We start from the raw sequence: 19,090 nt of genomic DNA on the forward strand, positions 1-19,090 counted from the left end.
GTGTGCGCGGTGCCCGGTGAAACGGACTTACTTGTTCAGACCCGGGTACAGCGGGTGCTTGTCGGCCAGGGCCTCGACCCGGGCCTTCAGGGCCGCCACGCCGGCGCCCTCGAACGGGGCGGGCGCCTTCAGGGCCTCGGCGATCACGTCCGCGACCTCGGCGAAGTCCTCGGCCGTGAAGCCCCGGGTCGCCAGGGCCGGCGTACCGATGCGCAGACCCGAGGTCACCATCGGGGGACGCGGGTCGTTCGGGACGGCGTTGCGGTTGACCGTGATGCCGACCTCGTGGAGGCGGTCCTCGGCCTGCTGCCCGTCGAGCTCGGACTCCCGCAGGTCCACCAGGATCAGGTGCACGTCCGTACCGCCGGACAGCACGTTGACCCCGGCCTCGCGGGCGTCGGCGGCGGTGAGCCGCTCGGCGAGGATGCGGGCACCCTCCACCGTACGGCGCTGGCGCTCCTTGAACTCCTCCGAGGCGGCGACCTTGAAGGAGACCGCCTTGGCCGCGATCACGTGCTCCAGGGGACCGCCCTGGAAGCCCGGGAAGACGGACGAGTTCAGCTTCTTGGCGAAGGCCTTCTTCGCCAGGATGATGCCGCCGCGCGGGCCGCCGAGGGTCTTGTGGGTCGTGGAGGTGACCACGTCCGCGTACTCGACCGGGTTCGGGTGCAGACCCGCCGCGACCAGGCCGGCGAAGTGCGCCATGTCGACCCACAGGTACGCCTCGACCTCGTCGGCGATCCGGCGGAACTCGGCGAAGTCGAGCTGACGCGGGTACGCCGACCAGCCGGCGATGATCACCTTCGGGCGGTGCTCCTTGGCCAGCCGCTCGACCTCGGCCATGTCGACCAGGCCCGCCTCGTCCACGTGGTAGGCGACCACGTCGAACTGCTTGCCGGAGAAGTTCAGCCGCATCCCGTGGGTGAGGTGGCCGCCGTGCGCCAGGTCCAGGCCGAGAATGGTGTCCCCGGGCTGGGCGAGGGCGAACAGCGCCGCCTGGTTGGCGGAGGCGCCGGAGTGGGGCTGGACGTTGGCGTACTCGGCGCCGAACAGCTCCTTGATCCGGTCGATGGCGATCTGCTCGGCGACGTCGACGTGCTCGCAGCCGCCGTAGTAGCGGCGGCCCGGGTAGCCCTCCGCGTACTTGTTGGTCAGCACCGAGCCCTGGGCCTCCATCACCGCGAGCGGCGCGAAGTTCTCCGAGGCGATCATCTCCAGCGTCGACTGCTGGCGGTTCAGCTCGGCGTCGACCGCGGCGGCGATCTCCGGGTCCAGCTCGTGCAGGGACGTGTTCAGGACAGTCATACGGCTACGACTCCTCAGCCGGCGTTCTGGGCGGTGTACTCGTCGGCGGAGAGCAGGTCGGCCGGCTCCTCGGTGACGCGCACCTTGAACAGCCAGCCGCCCTCGAAGGGGGCCGAGTTCACCAGCGACGGGTCGTTGACGACGTCCTCGTTGACCTCGGTGATCTCACCGGTGACCGGGGAGTACAGGTCCGAGACCGACTTGGTCGACTCCAGCTCGCCGCAGGTCTCACCCGCGGACACCGTGGCACCGACCTCGGGGAGCTGGGCGTAGACCACGTCGCCGAGCGCGTTGGCCGCGAACTCCGTGATGCCGACCGTCGAGACGCCGTCCTCGGCGGCCGACAGCCACTCGTGCTCCTTGCTGTAGCGCAGCTGCTGGGGATTGCTCATGGCCTGAATTCTCCTGTACGCGCGGGAGTGCTGATGAATGGGGGACTGCTGGACCTGCTGCTGAGCAGCGGGGATGTGCGCAGGGTCACGTCCGGTGGACGGACCGCGCCCAGTGTCTACTTCTGACGCTTGTAGAAGGGGAGCGCCACGACCTCGTACGGCTCGTGGCTGCCCCGGATGTCCACGCCGACACCCTCGGCGCCCGGCGCCGCGTGCGCCGCGTCGACGTACGCCATCGCGATCGGCCTGCCCAGGGTGGGGGAGGGGGCACCGGAGGTGACCTCACCGATCACCGAGCCGCCCGCGACGACGGGGTATCCGGCGCGCGGCACCCGGCGGCCCTCGGCGATCAGGCCGACGAGCACCCGCGGCGGGTTCTGCTCGGCCCTGGCGGCGGCCTCGGCCAGCGCCTCGCGGCCCACGAAGTCGCCCTCCTTCTCGAACTTCACCACCCGGCCGAGCCCGGCGTCGAAGGGGGTCAGGGAGGTGGTCAGCTCGTGCCCGTACAGCGGCATGCCCGCCTCCAGGCGCAGGGTGTCCCGGCAGGACAGGCCGCACGGCACCAGACCGGCGCCCTCGCCCGCCTTGGTCAGCGCCTGCCACAGCTCCACCGCGTGCTCCGGCTTCACGAACAGCTCGAAGCCGTCCTCACCGGTGTAGCCCGTGCGCGCGATCAGCGCGGGGACGCCGGCGACGGTGCCGGGCAGGCCCGCGTAGTACTTCAGGCCGTCCAGGTCGGCGTCGGTCAGCGACTTCAGGATGCCGGGGGACTCGGGGCCCTGGACCGCGAGCAGCGCGTAGGCGTCCCGGTCGTCGCGCACCTCGGCGTCGAAGCCCGCGGCGCGCTCGGTCAGCGCGTCCAGCACCACCTGGGCGTTGGAGGCGTTGGCGACGACCATGTACTCGTGCTCGGCCAGCCGGTAGACGATCAGGTCGTCCAGGATGCCGCCGTCGGCCTGGCAGATCATGGTATAGCGGGCGCGGCCGACACCGACCGAGGCGATGTTGCCCACCAGCGCGTGGTTCAGCAGGGCGGCCGCCTGCGGCCCGGTCACGGTGATCTCGCCCATGTGGGAGAGGTCGAAGAGACCGGCCTTGGTCCGCACCGCGAGGTGCTCGTCGCGCTCGGACCCGTAGCGCAGCGGCATGTCCCAGCCGGCGAAGTCGGTCATCGTCGCGCCGAGCGAGCGGTGCAGGGCGTCGAGCGCGGTACGGCGCGGTCCGTTGGGTTCGGTACTGCTCATCGGTCGGTCGTCTCCCAGGGCAGGTATGACAGGCGAGGATCGTTCCTCCCCATCTGTCATCGGAACCTGAGAGGTTCGCCATGATCCTCGCGAGGAGTGGTCACGGCTTGCACCTTGGGTGGAGCCACTGTCGCAGCGGCCCGCTTTTCAGATGTGCCTCGCCCGCGCGGTAACGGGGCCTGAGAGATTCAAGGGAGGGACTTGCTCCTTCGGCGTCCCAGCGGAGCTGGCTGGGAACTCTCCCGCGCGGATTCAAACGGCCGGTATGCAGTTGGCGCGCACATCATTGCACGCCGCGCCCCGCCCCGTCAGGGCCCGCATCCGTAACCGAGCTGTGGCAGTACGCGCACCCAACCGCTGGACCTGCGCATTACCTTCTCTTTACATTCGATGGGCAAAGGGTCTCCGAGCCCACAAGGGGAGGACGATGACGGTGAACAGGACCACGGCCTACGCCGCCACCACCGGTCTCACGGTGCCGAAGCAGCCCTCCGCCCCGGCCCGCCAGCGCTGCGCCGACCGTCCCGCCCCGGTCGTCCGCGACCTGCGCGAGCGCGCCGGGCGCAGCCCGCACGACCTGCTCTTCGGCCCCCGCGACCTGGTGGTGATCACCGGACTGCCCGGCAGCGGCAAGTCCACCCTGATGCACCGCGCGGTCCCCGGCCACCGCATCGACTCCCAGGACACCCGCGACCGCTGGGACGCCCGCGTCCCCCGCTTCCTCCCCTACGCGCTCTACCGCCCCCTGGTCCGGCTCGCCCACTACGCCGGGCTGCGCCGCGCCCTCGGCACCGGCGAGGGGGTCGTCGTGCACGACTGCGGCACCCAGGCCTGGGTGCGCGGCTGGCTGGCCCGCGCGGCCCGGCGCCGCGGCGGCACCCTGCACCTGCTCCTGCTCGACGTCACCGCGGAGACCGCCCGCGCGGGCCAGCGCGAGCGCGGGCGCGGCGTCTCCCGCTACGCCTTCCGCCGCCACCGCCGTACGGCGGCCCGTCTGCTGCACGGGGTGGAGCGGGGCGAACTGCCCGCCGGCTGCGGCTCGGCGGTGCTGCTGGACCGGGACGCCGCCGAGGTGCTGCGCCGGATCGGCTTCACCGGCCGATCCGACTGAGCGCCGTCCCGGGTAACCGCTAGCCTTTTGCACCACAGCAGTGGTTCCCAGCAGGCGGCAGGCAGATGGACTTCTCGGCGGCGGACCTTCCCGCGGACTTTCCGGCACGGACGCACCCCCACCCGCACGGCGGTTGGCCCGGCAACGAACTGGAGGAGGTGCTCTCGGCCTCCCTCGGCATACCCGGCGCGGGCGGCCGGATCGCCGAGGTGCTGGGCCGCAGCCTGCTGTGGATCCCGCTGCCCAACGGCGGCGGCCCGCACAGCGGCCCGCTGGACCTGCCCACCACGGAGATCGAGGGCCAGGTGTACGTCCCGGTCTTCAGCTCCGAGGAGCAGCTCCGCCTGGCCGCCGGCTCCCACATGTCGTACACCGTCGCCCCGGCGGTGGAGTTCGCCCGCGGTCTGCCCCCGCAGGCCGGCATCCTCGTGAACCCCGACGGGGTGGTGGGCCTGCCGCTGCCGCCCGAGGCGGTGGCCGAACTCTGCCGCACCGGCAGCACCCCGCTGGACGGCCCGGCCACCGGCGGCCGGGTCCGCCTCTTCGAGCCGGACTGGCAGGAGGACCCGGTCGACTTCCTCGCCGCCGCCTCCGCCGAGTTCGCCGGCACCGGCGTGGTCGTCGCGGCCCGCCGCTGCCTCGCCGCCGTGGAGACGGCCGAGCCGGTGATGTTCGTGGGCGTGGAACTCTCCCAGTGGGAGGGCGACCTGCGGGCCCTTCCCCTGGAGGCCCTGGGCCGCGCCCTGGGCAAGGCCCCGGTCAAGTGGCAGGTCAACCTCGTCCTCCTGGACGTCACGGACGACCCGGTGGCCACCTGGCTCAAATCCAACGTCCGGCCCTTCTACCAGTACGGCCACTGACCGGCGGGCCCGGTGGCAGCGGGTCCGGCAGGCGCGGGGCGGTGCCGGCCGGCGGCTCCGCCGCCGGGCGCGATCAGCCCCACCGACCCGCGCCCGCGCACGAACACAGGGCCCCTGGCCGTGGGGCGCATAAGCTGTCCCCGAACACGGGGCATGAATCGAAGGGGCGGTAAGACAGGTGAGCGCGAGCCCAAGCGGCAGCGTCGAGCACATGCTGCGCCAGGTCACCCCCGGCCGCTACGACGCCTACGAGGCACTGCTGCGCGCCCTCGCCACCCCCTCCTCCGGCCAGATCTGGATGCTGCTCTGGCACGGCCAGGCCGGCTCCCCGGACGCCCAGTACGGGAACATGGAGGTCGACGGCTTCGGCTACGCCCCCTGTGTGACCTCCGCGCAGGAGCTCTCGGCGAGTGGCTGGAACCGCTCCTACGAGGTGGTCGACGGGCTCGACGTGGCCCGCACCCTCTTCCCCGACCACTACGGTCTCTGGCTCAACCCGCACGCCCCGGGCGGCGGCGTCGGCGTCCCCTGGCCGGACCTGCGCCGCATCGCCACCGGTCTGGACCGCCAGCCCGCCGGCCCCCTGCGGCTGTCGGAACCCGGCATCGACGTGGCGCAGTTCTACGCCCTGCTCGTGCAGAACGCCCACCGCACCCCGGCCCTGCGCTCGCTGCGCCGCGCCTGGGTGCAGCCCGCGCTCGGCGCGCCGTATCTCGCCATCGGCCTGGACGTGCGCGACACCTCGCCCGCCGCCGTCGACTCGGTGCGCGCGATGATGCAGCAGTCCGTCGGCGCGGTCCCCGAGGGACTGCCGGTGTCGACCGTCGCGATGACCGACGACTACGACCCGGTGGTGCTGTGGATGCGGGCCAACGCACGCCCGTTCTACGATCGCGACGCCCACGCGGCCGTTCCCCAGCCGCAGCCGCAGGGACCGCCGCAGCCCCAGGCGCCGGCTCCCGGCTACGGCTACCCGCCGGTCCACGGGGGCTACTGAGCAACCGGCCCGGGCAGTCCGCCACTTGGACGGTGGTGGAGAATTCGTGTGCGAGACGGACTTCTCCGCGCGTAGAAGAGCGGCGATTCGTCCGTTTGGAGCAGAAGCACCGTTCTGTCCCAAGTGCCCCCCGTCCGGTGGCCGTTACCCCGTGATCGGATAACGGAATCCCCTGGACTGCATCACGGTTGCGCATACTTTCCCCGCCAGCTCTGGCGGGTGATCGCGGAGAAGCTGAAGACTCGCGATTCAGACGTGAGGTCGAAACTCGCGATCGAGGCAAGTCGACAAAGCCGCAAACCGCGGCAGGCGCAGGCCGGTCACCACCGGCGAGAGGGGTCGGGTCACTGTGACCGCACCGATCGAGACCACCGGAGCGGCAGCCGAGGCACAGCCGGAAGCTGTGCTCGAGGGTGCCGGTAAGGGGCGGATCGAGGGTCGTTCCCTTGGACAGATCGCCTGGTCGAGATTCAAGAGGGACAAGGTCGCCGTCGCGGGTGGCGTCATCGTCGTCCTCCTCATCGCGCTGGCCGTCCTCTCCCGGCCCCTGCAGGCCCTGCTCGGACTCGACCCGAACGCCTTCCACCAGGACCTGATCACCCCCGACACCTCGCTGCCCAAGGGCAGTTGGGGCGGTATGAGCGCGGACCACCCGCTCGGTGTGGACCCGAAGTTCGGCCGGGACATCGCCACCCGCGTCCTGGAGGGCTCCTGGGTGTCGCTGGTGGTCGCCTTCGGCGCCACGGTCCTGTCCAACGTGATCGGCGCCATCATGGGTGTCGTCGCGGGCTACTACGGCGGCCGGGTGGACAACATCATCAGCCGCCTGATGGACACCTTCCTCGCCTTCCCCCTCCTGCTGTTCGCCATCGCGATCTCCGCCACGCTGCAGGGCGGCGCGTTCGGCCTCAACGGGCTCCCGCTCCACCTGAGCGTGCTGATCTTCGTCATCGGCTTCTTCAACTGGCCCTACCTGGGCCGGATCGTGCGCGGCCAGACCCTCGCCCTGCGTGAGCGCGAGTTCGTGGACGCCTCCCGCGGCATGGGCGCCAAGGGCCCGTACATCCTGTTCCGGGAGCTGATGCCGAACCTGGTCGGCCCGATCATCGTCTACTCGACGCTGCTCATCCCGACCAACATCCTCTTCGAGGCGTCCCTGAGCTTCCTCGGTGTCGGCATCCAGCCCCCGCAGGCCTCCTGGGGCGGCATGCTCCGCGAAGCGGTCACCTACTACCAGGTCGATCCCCAGTACATGATCGTGCCCGGTCTCGCCATCTTCGTGACCGTCCTGGCGTTCAATCTGCTGGGCGACGGTCTCCGCGACGCTCTCGACCCGCGCAGTCGCTGACGCCTGCGACCGCCCGAGAGCCCGAAAAGTTTCCGACTATGGAGGGGAAAGCGCCCATCATGCGAAGGTCAGCGCTGGCCGCTATCGCGGCCATCGGCTCCGCCAGCCTGCTCGTTGCAGGTTGCAGCAAGGCCGATGACAACAAGGACAACAACGGCTCGTCCGCCGGGGCCAACGCCGCGACCAAGGGTGTGGTCAACGCCTCCGACAAGAAGGGCGGCACGGTCACCTACGAGCTGTCCGACGTGCCGGACTCCTTCGACCCCGGCAACACGTACTACGCGTACATGTACAACCTCAGCCGGCTCTACGCCCGCCCGCTGATGACGTTCCAGCCCGGCGCCGGCGAGAAGGGCAACACCCTCGTCCCGGACCTCGCCGCGAGCAAGGGCGTCCCGAGCGACGGCGGCAAGACCTGGACGTACAAGCTGCGTTCGGGCCTGAAGTACGAGGACGGCTCGCCGATCACCTCGAAGGACGTCAAGTACGCCGTCGAGCGCTCCAACTTCGCGCGTGACGTGCTCTCGCTCGGCCCGAACTACTTCCAGCAGTTCATGGCCAAGGGCGACAAGTACAAGGGCCCCTACAAGGACAAGAGCGGCAAGGGCCTGTCCTCCATCGAGACGCCGGACGACACCACGATCGTCTTCCACCTGAACCAGGCGTTCCAGGAGTTCGACTACCTCGTCGCCGCCCCGCAGACCGCGCCGGTGCCCCAGTCCAAGGACAAGGGCGTCGACTACGTCAAGCACATCGTGTCGTCGGGCTCGTACAAGTTCCAGAGCTACGAGGACGGCAAGCAGGCCGTGCTCGTGCGCAACGAGAACTGGGACGCGAAGACGGACCCGCTGCGCAAGCAGCTCCCCGAGAAGATCGTCGTCAAGCTGAAGGTCAACCCGGAGACCATCGACCAGGACGTCATGGCCGGTGACGCCATCGACCTGGCCGGTACCGGTGTCCAGGCCTCCACGCAGGCCAAGGTCCTCACCGACACGGCGAAGAAGGCCGGCACGGACAACACCTACGGTGGTCGTCTCGTCTACATGGCGATCAACACCAAGGTGAAGCCGTTCGACAAGGTCGAGTGCCGCAAGGCCGTGCAGTACGCGATCGACAAGGTCTCGGTGCAGACCGCCGAGGGCGGCCCGATCCGCGGCGACATCGCCTCCACCGTGCTGCCCCCGGACATCCCGGGCTACGAGAAGTCGGACGTCTACGCGACCTCCGGCAACAAGGGTGACGCGGCCAAGGCCAAGGAGCAGCTGAAGGCCTGCGGCAAGTCGTCGATCACCACCAACATCTCGGCCCGCTCGGACCGTCCGCAGGAGATCGACGCCGCCACGGCGATCATCAACTCGCTGAAGAAGGTCGGCATCAACGCCAGCCTGAAGCAGTTCCCGTCCGGCAAGTACTTCACCGACTACGCCGGTGTCCCGAAGTTCACCGAGAAGCAGAACGTCGGCCTGATCATGATGCAGTGGGGTGCCGACTGGCCCTCCGGTTACGGCTTCCTGCAGCAGATCCTGAACGGCAAGGCGATCAGCCAGTCGGGTAACACCAACCTGTCGCAGTACGACAACAAGGACGTCAACTCCCTGCTGGGCAAGGCGATCGGCACGCAGGACGACACCGAGCGCAACAGCCTGTACACCCAGATCGACAAGAAGACCATGGACGACGCCGTCCTCGTCCCGCTGACCTACTTCAAGGTCCTGCTGGCCCGCCCGCAGAACTACACGAACCTGGTTTCCACGGCGGCCTTCAGCGGTCAGTACGACTACCTCAACATCGGCGTCGCGTCGAAGTAGCAGCCCCGGAAGGCAGGTGAAGGCATTGGTGCCCGCGGGCTTCGCGGCCCGCGGGCACCAGCGCCGGTCCCCGTGATCTCGTACATCCTCCGCCGGACGTTCGCGGCAGTGATCCTGCTGCTGGTCGTCTCCGCGGTCACCTTCGCCATCTTCTTCCTGCTGCCACGGCTTGCCGGCCAGACAGCGGACCAGTTGGCGCAGCAGTACATCGGCAAGAGCCCGTCGAAGGCGGACATCGCCGCTGTCAAGCACAACCTCGGTCTGGACCAGCCTGTCTACGTCCAGTACTGGCACTTCATCAAGGGGATCGTGGCCGGCGCCACCTACGACCTCGGCCCCACCACGGTGCACTGCGACGCACCCTGCTTCGGTTACTCCTTCAAGAACCACCAGGCAGTGTGGCCGGAGCTCACCTCCCGTCTTCCGATCACCCTGTCGCTGGCCGTGGGTGCGGCCGTGCTGTGGCTGGTCTCGGGCGTCGTGGCCGGTGTCATCTCCGCGCTGAAGCCGCGTTCGTTCCTCGACCGGACCTTCATGGGCATCGCGCTCACCGGCGTCTCGCTGCCCATGTTCTTCACGGGCAACCTGGCGATCCTGCTCTTCACCTATCAGTGGCCGATCTTCGGCAAGACGTACGTCCCGCTCACCGAGAACCCGGCGCAGTGGGCCAACACGCTCTTCCCGGCGTGGTGTTCGCTCGCCCTGCTGTACTCCGCCATCTACGCGCGGCTGACCCGCTCGGGCATGCTGGAGACGATGAACGAGGACTTCATCCGCACGGCCCGCGCCAAGGGTCTGCGGGAGCGCACCGTCGTCACCCGGCACGGGCTGCGCGCCGCCCTGACCCCGATCATCACGGTCTTCGGCATGGACCTCGGTCTGCTGCTCGGCGGTGCGGTGATCACCGAGTCGGTGTTCTCGCTGCCCGGCATCGGCCAGTACGCGGTGCAGGGCATCACCGACAACGACCTGCCGAAGATCCTCGGCGTGACGCTGCTCGCCGCCTTCTTCGTCGTCTTCGCAAATCTCCTGGTGGACGTGCTCTACGCCGCCGCCGACCCGCGGGTGAGGCTCTCGTGACCGAACTCTCCAAGACCGGCGCCGCCGTGGGCGAGCCCACCTCCGCGTCCCAGCCCCCCAAGGCCTTCCTCGAGGTCCGCGACCTCAAGGTGCACTTCCCGACCGACGACGGCGTGGTCAAGTCCGTCGACGGCCTGTCCTTCTCGCTGGAGAAGGGCCGGACCCTCGCCATCGTCGGCGAGTCCGGCTCCGGCAAGTCGGTCACCTCGCAGGCCGTCATGGGCCTGCACCGGCTCGGCACCCGCGGCAAGAACGTGCGGATGACCGGCGAGATCTGGCTGGACGGCAAGGAACTGGTCTCCGCCGCCCCGGACGAGGTGCGCAAGCTCCGCGGCCGCGAGATGGCGATGATCTTCCAGGACCCGCTGTCCGCGATGCACCCGTACTACAAGGTCGGCGACCAGATCGTCGAGGCGTACCGGGTCCACCACGACGTCAGCAAGAAGGTCGCCCGCAAGCGGGCCGTCGAGATGCTCGACCGGGTCGGCATCCCGGAGCCGGCCAAGCGCGTCGACGGCTATCCGCACGAGTTCTCCGGCGGTATGCGCCAGCGCGCCATGATCGCCATGGCTCTGGTCAACAACCCCGAGCTGCTCATCGCGGACGAGCCGACCACCGCCCTGGACGTCACCGTCCAGGCGCAGATCCTCGACCTGATCCGTGACCTGCAGAAGGAGTTCGGCTCCGCGGTCATCATGATCACCCACGACCTCGGCGTGGTCGCCGAGATCGCGGACGACGTCCTGGTGATGTACGGCGGCCGGTGCGTCGAGCGCGGCCGGGCCGACGAGGTCTTCGAGAAGCCGCAGCACCCCTACACCTGGGGCCTGCTCGGCTCGATGCCCCGCATCGACCGCGACACCTCCGAACGGCTCATCCCGGTCAAGGGCCAGCCGCCGAGCCTCATCAACGTCCCGTCGGGCTGCGCCTTCCACCCGCGCTGCCCGTACGCGGACATCCCCAAGGGGAACGTCACCCGCACGGTGCGCCCCGAGCTGGAGCAGGTGAGCACCGGGCACTGGTCCGCCTGCCACCTCCCGGCCGAGGACCGTGAGCGGATCTGGACCGAAGAGATTGCGCCGAAGCTGTGAGTGAGACCAAGAAGACGGACGAGGCCGTGATCCCGCAGCAGGCGCAGGCCCCCGCGGGTGACTCGGCGGACCGTGAGGTGCTGCTCAGGGTCGAGGGCCTGCAGAAGCACTTCCCGATCAAGAAGGGCATTCTCCAGCGTCAGGTCGGCGCGGTGAAGGCCGTCGACGGGATCGACTTCGAGGTGCGCAAGGGCGAGACCCTGGGCGTGGTGGGCGAGTCGGGCTGCGGCAAGTCGACCATGGGCCGGGTCATCACCCGCCTCCAGGACCCGACCGGCGGCAGGATCACCTTCGAGGGCCGGGACATCACGAAGCTGCGGACCGGGCAGATGCGCCCGCTGCGCCGTGACATCCAGATGATCTTCCAGGACCCGTACGGCTCCCTGAACCCCCGCCACACCATCGGCTCCATCGTCTCCGCGCCGTTCCGGCTGCAGGGCGTGGAGCCCGAGGGCGGGGTGAAGAAGGAGGTCCAGCGGCTGCTCGAACTGGTCGGCCTGAGCCCCGAGCACTACAACCGCTACCCGCACGAGTTCTCCGGCGGCCAGCGCCAGCGCATCGGCATCGCCCGCGCGCTCGCGCTGAAGCCGAAGCTGGTCGTGGCCGACGAGCCGGTCTCCGCGCTGGACGTGTCGATCCAGGCGCAGGTCGTGAACCTGATGGACGACCTCCAGCAGGAACTCGGCCTCACCTACGTGATCATCGCGCACGACCTGTCGGTCGTCCGGCACGTCTCGGACCGGATCGCGGTGATGTACCTCGGCAAGATCGTCGAGCTGGCGGACCGCACCTCGCTGTACGAGGCGCCGATGCACCCGTACACCAAGGCGCTGATGTCGGCGGTGCCGGTGCCGGACACCAAGCGCCGGGGCCAGAAGAGCGAGCGCATCCTGCTCCGCGGTGACGTGCCCTCGCCCATCGCCCCGCCGCCCGGCTGCCGGTTCCACACCCGCTGCTGGAAGGCGACGGACATCTGCCGGACCACCGAGCCGCAGCTCCTGGAGCTGAAGCCCGGCCAGCGGGTCGCCTGTCACCACCCGGAGAACTTCGCCGACCAGGCTCCGCAGGACACGGTGCTGCTGTCGGTGGCGAAGGAAGCGTCGGAACTGGTCCCGGACGCCGCGCGGGAGAAGCCGGCCGCCGCCGAGGCCGCCGGGACGGACACCGAGCGGAAGCCCGCGGCCGCCGAGACCGTTGCGGCGGAGAAGCCCGGGGCCGACGCCACGGCGAAGCCGGCGGCCGACGCGGAGGAGAAGCCCGAGGCGGACGCCACGGCGAAGCCCGAGGCCGCCGAAGCCGAGGAGGAGCCCGCCGTCGCCGAGGCCGTCGCCGAGGACGAGCCCGAGGCGAGTGGGGCGGAGGAGCCCGCCGCTGCCGAGGCCGTCGCCGAGGACGAGCCCGAGGCGAGTGGGGCGGAGGAGCCCGCCGCCGGGACCGAAGCGGCCGCGGAGTCCGACGCCGACGCGGAGAAGCCCGACGCGGTGAAGGGGTCGGCCGAGGCGGCCGAGGCCGTCGCCGAGGGCGGTTCCGTGAAGACCGGCCCCGGTGCCAGGACCTCGGCCGGCAAGACCGCGTCCGAGGCCGCCGCTCCCGCCGAGGAGCCCGCCACCGGTACCGACTCCCAGGAGTCAACCGGCAAGTAGCGCATGACAGAACTGCAAAGTCATGTACATGCCTGAACGGGAGAGTGCAGAGTCGTCCGTGTCCGACCAGTGATCGGCACGCTCGAAGGGACGACCATGGCACTCTCCCGTTCGGCACGGTTAGGGACCCTCGCCACCGCGGCGGCCTCCTTCCTCCTCATCGCGGCGTCACCCGCCCCGACCGCCGGCGCGCCCGGCGTCGGCGACCCCTACTTCCCCGGGCTCGGCAACGGCGGCTACGACGCCCGCCACTACGACCTGGACGTCGCCTACGCCCCCGGCACCGGCCGTCTCGACGGCCGTACCACCCTCACGGCACGCGCCACCCAGAACCTCTCCTCCTTCGACCTCGACCTCCAGCGGCTGGAGATCACCCGCGTCGAGGTCGACGGCAGAAGCGCGGACTTCACCCGGGACGGCGACGAGGTCACCGTCACCCCGCGCCACACCCTGCGCAAGGGCCGCGCGTTCACCGTGTCCGTCACGTACGGCGGTGTACCCGAACCGCTCGGCGGTCCCATCATCTTCGGCTCCAGCTACGGCTGGATGAAGACGCCCGACGGCGTCTTCGTCGCCTGCGAGCCGAACGCCGCCTCGACCTGGTTCCCGTCCAGCGACCACCCCTCCGACAAGGCCACCTACGACATCCGGATCAAGGCGCCCAAGGGCCTGACCGGTGTCTCCAACGGGCGGCTCGTCTCCACCCGGGACCGGGGCGGTTCCACGTACACGCACTGGCGGGAGAGCCGGCCGATGGCCACGTACCTCGCGACCGCCACCATCGGCAGGTTCGACGTGCGGACGGGCCGCACCCCGGGCGGCACCCCCATCTACGTCGCCATCGACCCCGTGCTGAAGAACAGCAACAACGTCGACGTCTACGCGGTCACCGCCGCGGCCACCGACTACTGGTCCCGGATCTTCGGCCCGTACCCCTTCGAGGAGACCGGCGCCATCGTGGACGACATGCCCGAGGCCGGGTTCTCGCTGGAGGTGCAGAGCAAGCCCGCCTACTCGGCCGTGCGCAACGAGTCGACGATCGTGCACGAACTGGCCCACCAGTGGTTCGGCGACTCGGTGAGCGTGGCGCGGTGGAAGGACACCTGGCTGAACGAGGGCTTCGCCACCTACGCCCAGTGGCTGTGGGCGGAGCACCAGGGCACCCGCACGGCCCACGACTCCTTCCGGGCCGCCTACGACGCCCGCCCCGCCGACTCCTCCTTCTGGCAGATCAAGGTGGCCGACCCGCAGCGGGACACCATGTTCGCCTCCGCCGTCTACCAGCGTGGCGCGATGACCCTGCAGATGCTCCGGGAGCGGATCGGCGACCGGGCGTTCTTCGAACTGCTGCCCGCCTGGACCCGGCTGCACCGGTACGGCAACGCGGACACGGCCGACTTCGTCCGGCTCGCCGAGCGGATCAGCGGGCAGCGACTCGGCGATCTGTTCGACCCCTGGCTGTATACGACAGGCAGGCCCGCCCTCTGACCTGCACTTGTAAGGTGCACACCCTCTGACGGGTGAGAATGTCAGGGTGCAGCTCCAGCAACTCTTCAGTCCCTCCGTCCAGCACACGCTCGATGTCATCGGCATCTTCGTGTTCGCGATCTCCGGCGCTCTGCTGGCCGTCCGGAAGAACTTCGACATCTTCGGGATCGCCGTGCTCGCCGAGGTCACGGCGCTGGGCGGGGGTCTGTTCCGCGACGTGGTCATCGGGGCCGTGCCCCCGGCGGCCTTCACGGACCTCGGGTACTTCCTCACCCCGCTGATCGCGACGCTCGTGGTCTTCTTCCTGCACCCGCACGTGGAGCGGATCCAGACGGGGGTCCTGGTCTTCGACGCGGCCGGTCTCGGCCTGTTCTGCGTCAGCGGCACGACTAAGGCGTACTCCTACGGCCTCAACCTCACCGCGTCGGCGACCCTCGGTCTCGCCACGGCGGTCGGCGGCGGTGTGCTGCGTGACGTGCTCGCCAACGAGGTCCCCTCGCTGCTCCGCTGGGACCGCGACCTGTACGCGGTCCCGGCGATCGTCGGCGCCACCATGGTGGCCCTCTGCATCCGCTACGACGTCCTGACCCCGCTCACCAGCGGGCTCGCGGTCGTCACCGCCTTCGTCCTGCGGCTGCTCGCGATGAAGTTCCACTGGCGAGCGCCGCGCGCGTGGAACCGGCGCTCGACAGTGACCGAGGAGTAGTCCCGGCGGCCCTGTTCCCGGTGGCACCGCCGGTGCCGCCCAGGGGTGCCGTGCCGGCCCCGGCGAGCGAGCCGTCCTCGCCCCTGGCGCGGTTCTGGCCCATCTGCAGGGTCAGCCAGCGGAACACGTCGGGGACCTGCGGCCGCCACAGCGCCATGGTGTGACCGCCGGCGCTGCGCGGCAGGAACACCACGTGCACGGTGGTCGGCGCCTTGGCGACGGCCTGCAGCGCCGCGCCCGCCTGATACCCGTCGCCGGACTCGCCGGAGACGTAGAGGGCGATCCGGGGCGGCTCGGCCGCCTTGCGCAGCAGCAGGTAGGGGTTGTTCCGGGCGCGTAGGGCCGGGCTCTGGGCGGCCAGCGAGTTGCGCTCGCCGATCGGGTCGTTGTAGCCCGACAGGCTCACGGCGGCCCGGTAGCGGTCGGGGTGGGCGACGGCCAGCTTGACCGCGCAGTGCGCGCCGGCCGAGTAGCCGGCCACCGCCCAGCCCGACGGCGCCGGCTGGGCGCGGAAGTTGTCCAGCACCATCCTCGGCACGTCCACGCTGAGCCAGCTGTCGGCGTTGACCTGCCCGGGGACGTTGGCGCAGCCGGTGTCGACACCGGCCAGCAGGTTGGTGCGCGGCGCGACCAGGATGAAGGGCGCCACCCGGCCGTCGCGCATCAGCGGCAGCAGCTGCTCGTGGGCCCCCAGCGCACCGAACCAGGCCTTCGCCGAGCCGGGGTAGCCCGGCAGCAGCTCCACGACCGGGAACCTCCGGTGGCGGTAGGCGGGTTCGCCGTACTGGGGCGGCAGCCAGACGTAGACCTCCGCGTTCACGCCGGAGACCCGCCCCCGGAGCTGCGTGACGCGTACCCCGCCGGCCGAGCGCATCCCGGCGCCGTCGGCCGGCCGGAAGTCCTGCGCGACCCTGGGCAGCCGCTTCAGGGCGATCCCGCCGGTGCCGTCCCGGCCGAGGTCGGCGGCCTGCTGGACGTGGTCGCCGGTGCCGACGAGGTCGGCCCAGTTGTCGTACAGGCCATTCTGGTTGTTGACCAGCACGAAGACCAGTGTGACGGCCGTGCCCTGGGCGAACAGCAGCATCAGCACCCGGGCCGCGGCGCGCAGCGGCTTCGGCCCGGGCGTCCTCGACCACAGCAGGAGCGGCAGTATGAGGGCGACCGCGGAGAGCACGACGATCGTGCAGAGGAACGGAGTCCCGGTGAGGCTCATGTCCCCATAGAGGGTGATCACCGGCCGGGGGTTGTGGACGTGTCCGGACACTTACCTGGAAATTGCCGGAATCTCACCCGGGGGGCCCTCCTGGCTGGTCCGTGTGGCCGGACCGCGTTCACCCGGCCCCGACATCAAAAGCTACCGCTTAGTAATTTCCTGTTGTACCGTTCACCCATGCCAGAAGCAGCTTCCGCCCCCTCCCCGTCGCGGGCCGTGATCGGCGACAGCGAGTTCGACCGTGACACGGCGGTCACCCGGCGCGAGACCGGTGTCTACGACATCGACCTCTCGGCCGGCTGGACCATCATCAACGCCGTCAACGGCGGCTATCTGCTGGCCGTCCTCGGCAGGGCCCTCGCGGACACCCTCCCGCACCCGGACCCCTTCACGGTCTCCGCGCACTACCTGACCGCCTCCCAGCCGGGCCCGGCGGTCGTCCGCACCCAGACCGTCCGCACCGGCCGCACCCTCTCCACGGGCCAGGCCTCGCTGTTCCAGTACGACGACGCGGGCAACGAGGTCGAGCGGATCCGCGTCCTCGCCTCGTACGGCGACCTCGCCGGCCTGCCCGACGACGTCCGTACGACGGCCACCCCGCCTGCGATCCCGCCGCTGGACCAGTGCTTCGGCCCGCAGGACGGCCCCGCCCCGGTCGAGGGCAGCTCGGCCATCGCCGACCGGCTGATGCTCAAGCTGGACCCCGCCACCCTCGGCTGGGCGCTCGGCGCGCCCTCCGGCAAGGGCGAGATGCGGGCCTGGTTCGGGCTGGCCGACGGCCGCGACGCCGACCCGCTCTCGCTGCTGCTCGCGGTGGACGCGCTGCCGCCCACCGCCTTCGAGATCGGCCTCAAGGGCTGGGTGCCCACGGTGGAACTCACCGTCCACGTCCGGCACCGCCCGGCCCCCGGACCGCTGCGGGTGTCGATCACCACCCGCAACCTGGCCGGCGGGTTCCTGGAGGAGGACGCCGAGGTCTGGGACAGCGCGGACCGGCTGGTCGCCCAGTCCCGGCAGCTCGCCCGGGTCAGGCTCGGCTGAGCGGGGTGCGGCCCAGCCAGGCCGCCAGCCGCTCGTAGGCACCGGCGCCCTCGGGGGCGCCGGTACGGGCGGCGAACGGCGTGGCGGCGTCCCGCGGCCTCGAGTCGGGCAGCACCCGGCGCGCGTTGGCGAGCGAGAACTCGGCCAGCTCCGGGTCGAGTTCCCACGGGTGGCCGAGGGCCTCGGCGAGGTCCCAGGTGTGCGTCACGATCTCCATCACATAGCCCGACAGCGCCGCGTGGCCCGGGACCTCGCCCCACGGCACGCGCACGGTGGCCACCATGCGCTCGTCGCTCTCCCAGGCCCCGAGCACCCGGACCCTGACCTCGTCGTAGGCCGCCGCCCAGCCGTCGTCGGCGACGCCGTCGGTGGACGGGTCGACGGCGAGCCCGTCACCGCCCTCGCCGACCACCGCGATCCGCCGGGTGCCGCCGACGACGTGCCCGAGCAGACCGCGGACGTCGAACTCGGAACACGGGGTCGGCCGGGCGAGGTCCTCGGGGCGCACGGTCTTGATGAGCGCGGCCGCCTGCTCGGTGGCGCGGACGTAGTAGGGACGCGGGTCGGTGAACTCGTTCGTCATGACATGCCTCTCGGTGAGTCGGTGCGCCGAGCATCCACGGATAACCTGACATCTGCCGTCAACATTTGCGCGGAGCGGGACGCGGCGGGATTCTGGGCGCGTGAAGTCCGACCGGCTGCTGTCGATCCTGCTGCTCCTGCAGACCCGCGGGCGCGTTCCGGCGCGCGAACTGGCCGACCGGCTCGAGGTGTCGGTGCGCACCATCTACCGGGACGTCGAGGCCCTGTCGGCGTCCGGGGTGCCGGTGTACGCCGAGCGCGGCCGGCACGGCGGCATCGAACTCCTCGCCGGTTTCCGCACCGACGTCACCGGTCTGACCGCGGACGAGTCCCGGGCGCTGTTCATCCTGGCCGCGCAGGGTGCCCACGCGGCGCTCGGCCTGGACACCGCGCTCGGCTCCGCCCTGCGCAAGGTCATGGCCGCCCTGCCCGCACCGCACCGGCCCGCCGCCGAGGTCACCAGCCGGCGCATCCTGGTCGACGCCACCCGCTGGCTCGGCGGCCCCCAGCAGGCAGTGGACCTGGAGGTGCTGCAGGACGCGGTCTTCACCGACCGGCGGCTGCGGCTGAGCTACCGGCACAGCGGGGACCGGGAGCCGACCACGTACACCGTGGACCCCTACGGCCTGGTCGCCAAGGCCGGGGTCTGGTACCTGGTCGCCGACCGCCGGGGCGCGCCCCGGCTGTTCCGTGTGGACCGGGTGCGCTCGGCCCGTCCGCTCGACGATCCCGTGCGGCGGCGGCCCGGTGTCGAACTCGCCGACGTCTGGGAGGTGCTGCGCCGGCAGGTGGAGGAGCGGCCGGGGGACGGCGTCGACGTCACCGTGCGGGTGCGGCGCGAACGCCTCGACATGTTCCGGCGCATGGCCGCCGCGCAACTGACCGAGGTCCCCGACGACGACGGGGTGAGCGACTGGGTCACCGCCCGGCTGTCCTACCCGGTACTGCGCGCGGTGCGCCAACTGCTGGGCTTCTCCGACCAGGTGGAGGTCATCGGCCCGCCCGAGGCGCGCGCCGAACTGCTGCGGGCGGTGCGCTCCGTCACGGCCCTGTACCGGGAGGCCGCTCCGGACGCCGGCTGAAGTTCCCGGCCGGCGGCGGTACTTGGGACGCGCTTTGCCCGATCGACAGCGCCGGCACAGGGGAGGGCCAGGAACGCCCCATGCTCCGCTGGTTCAGTG

The 19,090-nt window shown here is 70.8% G+C and carries 17 protein-coding genes and 2 riboswitches; of the genes, 12 read left to right on the forward strand and 5 right to left on the reverse strand.

Annotated features, from left to right (window positions below; translation table 11 throughout):
* Nucleotides 1-27: 27 nt before the first annotated feature.
* The 3 genes from glyA to gcvT form a co-directional block, all read right to left on the reverse strand.
* The gene (gene glyA, locus ACWCPN_RS19220; RefSeq protein WP_451207490.1) at nucleotides 28-1,305 is read right to left on the reverse strand and encodes a serine hydroxymethyltransferase; all 1,278 of its coding nucleotides are present in this window, start codon (nucleotides 1,303-1,305) and stop codon (nucleotides 28-30) included.
* 14 nt (nucleotides 1,306-1,319) lie between these two features.
* Nucleotides 1,320-1,697, reverse strand: coding sequence for a glycine cleavage system protein GcvH (gene gcvH, locus ACWCPN_RS19225; protein ID WP_199212090.1), 378 nt, complete (start codon nucleotides 1,695-1,697; stop codon nucleotides 1,320-1,322).
* A gap of 116 nt (nucleotides 1,698-1,813) precedes the next feature.
* A complete protein-coding gene (gcvT, locus tag ACWCPN_RS19230) occupies nucleotides 1,814-2,941 on the reverse strand; it encodes a glycine cleavage system aminomethyltransferase GcvT (RefSeq protein WP_451207494.1) in 1,128 nt (375 codons plus the stop codon).
* 43 nt (nucleotides 2,942-2,984) lie between these two features.
* A riboswitch (glycine riboswitch) is annotated at nucleotides 2,985-3,098 on the reverse strand.
* Nucleotides 3,099-3,196: riboswitch (glycine riboswitch) on the reverse strand.
* A gap of 178 nt (nucleotides 3,197-3,374) precedes the next feature.
* On the opposite strand from gcvT, the gene ACWCPN_RS19235 reads away from it, so the two are divergent.
* From ACWCPN_RS19235 to ACWCPN_RS19280, 10 genes are all read left to right on the forward strand, one after another.
* Nucleotides 3,375-4,052 carry an AAA family ATPase gene (locus ACWCPN_RS19235; protein ID WP_451208035.1) on the forward strand — a complete coding sequence of 226 codons (678 nt, stop codon included), beginning with the start codon at nucleotides 3,375-3,377 and terminating at the stop codon, nucleotides 4,050-4,052.
* Between the two features lie 65 nt (nucleotides 4,053-4,117).
* On the forward strand, nucleotides 4,118-4,912 hold the full coding sequence (locus ACWCPN_RS19240) for an enhanced serine sensitivity protein SseB (protein ID WP_451207497.1): 795 nt from the start codon (nucleotides 4,118-4,120) through the stop codon (nucleotides 4,910-4,912).
* A 211-nt stretch (nucleotides 4,913-5,123) separates the two neighbouring features.
* Entirely contained in the window at nucleotides 5,124-5,909 is a 786-nt protein-coding gene (locus ACWCPN_RS19245) for an enhanced serine sensitivity protein SseB C-terminal domain-containing protein (protein ID WP_392295218.1), read from the forward strand.
* A 349-nt stretch (nucleotides 5,910-6,258) separates the two neighbouring features.
* The gene (locus tag ACWCPN_RS19250; RefSeq protein WP_365130139.1) at nucleotides 6,259-7,257 is read left to right on the forward strand and encodes an ABC transporter permease; all 999 of its coding nucleotides are present in this window, start codon (nucleotides 6,259-6,261) and stop codon (nucleotides 7,255-7,257) included.
* A 59-nt stretch (nucleotides 7,258-7,316) separates the two neighbouring features.
* Nucleotides 7,317-9,065: an ABC transporter substrate-binding protein gene (locus ACWCPN_RS19255; protein ID WP_451207500.1), complete on the forward strand. Its 1,749-nt coding sequence runs from the start codon at nucleotides 7,317-7,319 to the stop codon at nucleotides 9,063-9,065.
* 72 nt (nucleotides 9,066-9,137) lie between these two features.
* Nucleotides 9,138-10,145 carry an ABC transporter permease gene (locus ACWCPN_RS19260; protein ID WP_451207503.1) on the forward strand — a complete coding sequence of 336 codons (1,008 nt, stop codon included), beginning with the start codon at nucleotides 9,138-9,140 and terminating at the stop codon, nucleotides 10,143-10,145.
* Nucleotides 10,142-11,236 (forward strand): ABC transporter ATP-binding protein, encoded by a 1,095-nt coding sequence (locus tag ACWCPN_RS19265; protein ID WP_451207505.1) that lies wholly within the window; start codon nucleotides 10,142-10,144, stop codon nucleotides 11,234-11,236. Before ACWCPN_RS19260 ends, ACWCPN_RS19265 begins: the two co-directional genes overlap by 4 nt.
* Before the next feature lie 26 nt (nucleotides 11,237-11,262).
* Nucleotides 11,263-12,879: a dipeptide ABC transporter ATP-binding protein gene (locus tag ACWCPN_RS19270; protein WP_451208039.1), complete on the forward strand. Its 1,617-nt coding sequence runs from the start codon at nucleotides 11,263-11,265 to the stop codon at nucleotides 12,877-12,879.
* Nucleotides 12,880-12,975: 96 nt separating this feature from the next.
* Complete coding sequence (locus ACWCPN_RS19275; RefSeq protein WP_451207508.1) at nucleotides 12,976-14,367, forward strand: M1 family metallopeptidase; 1,392 nt, start codon at nucleotides 12,976-12,978, stop codon at nucleotides 14,365-14,367.
* 46 nt (nucleotides 14,368-14,413) lie between these two features.
* The gene (locus ACWCPN_RS19280) at nucleotides 14,414-15,073 is read left to right on the forward strand and encodes a trimeric intracellular cation channel family protein (RefSeq protein ID WP_451207512.1); all 660 of its coding nucleotides are present in this window, start codon (nucleotides 14,414-14,416) and stop codon (nucleotides 15,071-15,073) included.
* Here ACWCPN_RS19280 and ACWCPN_RS19285 read toward each other — a convergent pair.
* Complete coding sequence (locus tag ACWCPN_RS19285) at nucleotides 14,982-16,286, reverse strand: alpha/beta hydrolase (RefSeq protein WP_451207514.1); 1,305 nt, start codon at nucleotides 16,284-16,286, stop codon at nucleotides 14,982-14,984. The genes ACWCPN_RS19280 and ACWCPN_RS19285 overlap by 92 nt on opposite strands.
* A gap of 177 nt (nucleotides 16,287-16,463) precedes the next feature.
* Between ACWCPN_RS19285 and ACWCPN_RS19290 the strand changes: the two genes are divergently transcribed.
* Nucleotides 16,464-17,327, forward strand: coding sequence for a thioesterase family protein (locus tag ACWCPN_RS19290; protein WP_451207516.1), 864 nt, complete (start codon nucleotides 16,464-16,466; stop codon nucleotides 17,325-17,327).
* Here the strand turns inward: ACWCPN_RS19290 and ACWCPN_RS19295 are convergent.
* Nucleotides 17,314-17,910, reverse strand: coding sequence for a TIGR03086 family metal-binding protein (locus ACWCPN_RS19295; RefSeq protein WP_365130135.1), 597 nt, complete (start codon nucleotides 17,908-17,910; stop codon nucleotides 17,314-17,316). The two genes, ACWCPN_RS19290 and ACWCPN_RS19295, sit on opposite strands and share 14 nt — an antisense overlap.
* 100 nt (nucleotides 17,911-18,010) lie before the next feature.
* Between ACWCPN_RS19295 and ACWCPN_RS19300 the strand changes: the two genes are divergently transcribed.
* Entirely contained in the window at nucleotides 18,011-18,991 is a 981-nt protein-coding gene (locus tag ACWCPN_RS19300; protein ID WP_451207519.1) for a helix-turn-helix transcriptional regulator, read from the forward strand.
* Nucleotides 18,992-19,090 lie beyond the last annotated feature (99 nt).

Source organism: Streptomyces sp. NPDC002386 (assembly GCF_053593175.1).

Bases quoted from the DNA above. Each gene is read 5' to 3' on its own strand.
- glyA (WP_451207490.1), bottom strand. From the start codon at position 1,305: ATGACTGTCCTGAACACGTCCCTGCACGAGCTGGACCCGGAGATCGCC.
- gcvH (WP_199212090.1), bottom strand. From the start codon at position 1,697: ATGAGCAATCCCCAGCAGCTGCGCTACAGCAAGGAGCACGAGTGGCTG.
- gcvT (WP_451207494.1), bottom strand. From the start codon at position 2,941: ATGAGCAGTACCGAACCCAACGGACCGCGCCGTACCGCGCTCGACGCC.
- ACWCPN_RS19240 (WP_451207497.1), top strand. From the start codon at position 4,118: ATGGACTTCTCGGCGGCGGACCTTCCCGCGGACTTTCCGGCACGGACG.
- ACWCPN_RS19245 (WP_392295218.1), top strand. From the start codon at position 5,124: ATGCTGCGCCAGGTCACCCCCGGCCGCTACGACGCCTACGAGGCACTG.
- ACWCPN_RS19255 (WP_451207500.1), top strand. From the start codon at position 7,317: ATGCGAAGGTCAGCGCTGGCCGCTATCGCGGCCATCGGCTCCGCCAGC.
- ACWCPN_RS19275 (WP_451207508.1), top strand. From the start codon at position 12,976: ATGGCACTCTCCCGTTCGGCACGGTTAGGGACCCTCGCCACCGCGGCG.
- ACWCPN_RS19285 (WP_451207514.1), bottom strand. From the start codon at position 16,286: ATGAGCCTCACCGGGACTCCGTTCCTCTGCACGATCGTCGTGCTCTCC.
- ACWCPN_RS19290 (WP_451207516.1), top strand. From the start codon at position 16,464: ATGCCAGAAGCAGCTTCCGCCCCCTCCCCGTCGCGGGCCGTGATCGGC.
- ACWCPN_RS19295 (WP_365130135.1), bottom strand. From the start codon at position 17,910: ATGACGAACGAGTTCACCGACCCGCGTCCCTACTACGTCCGCGCCACC.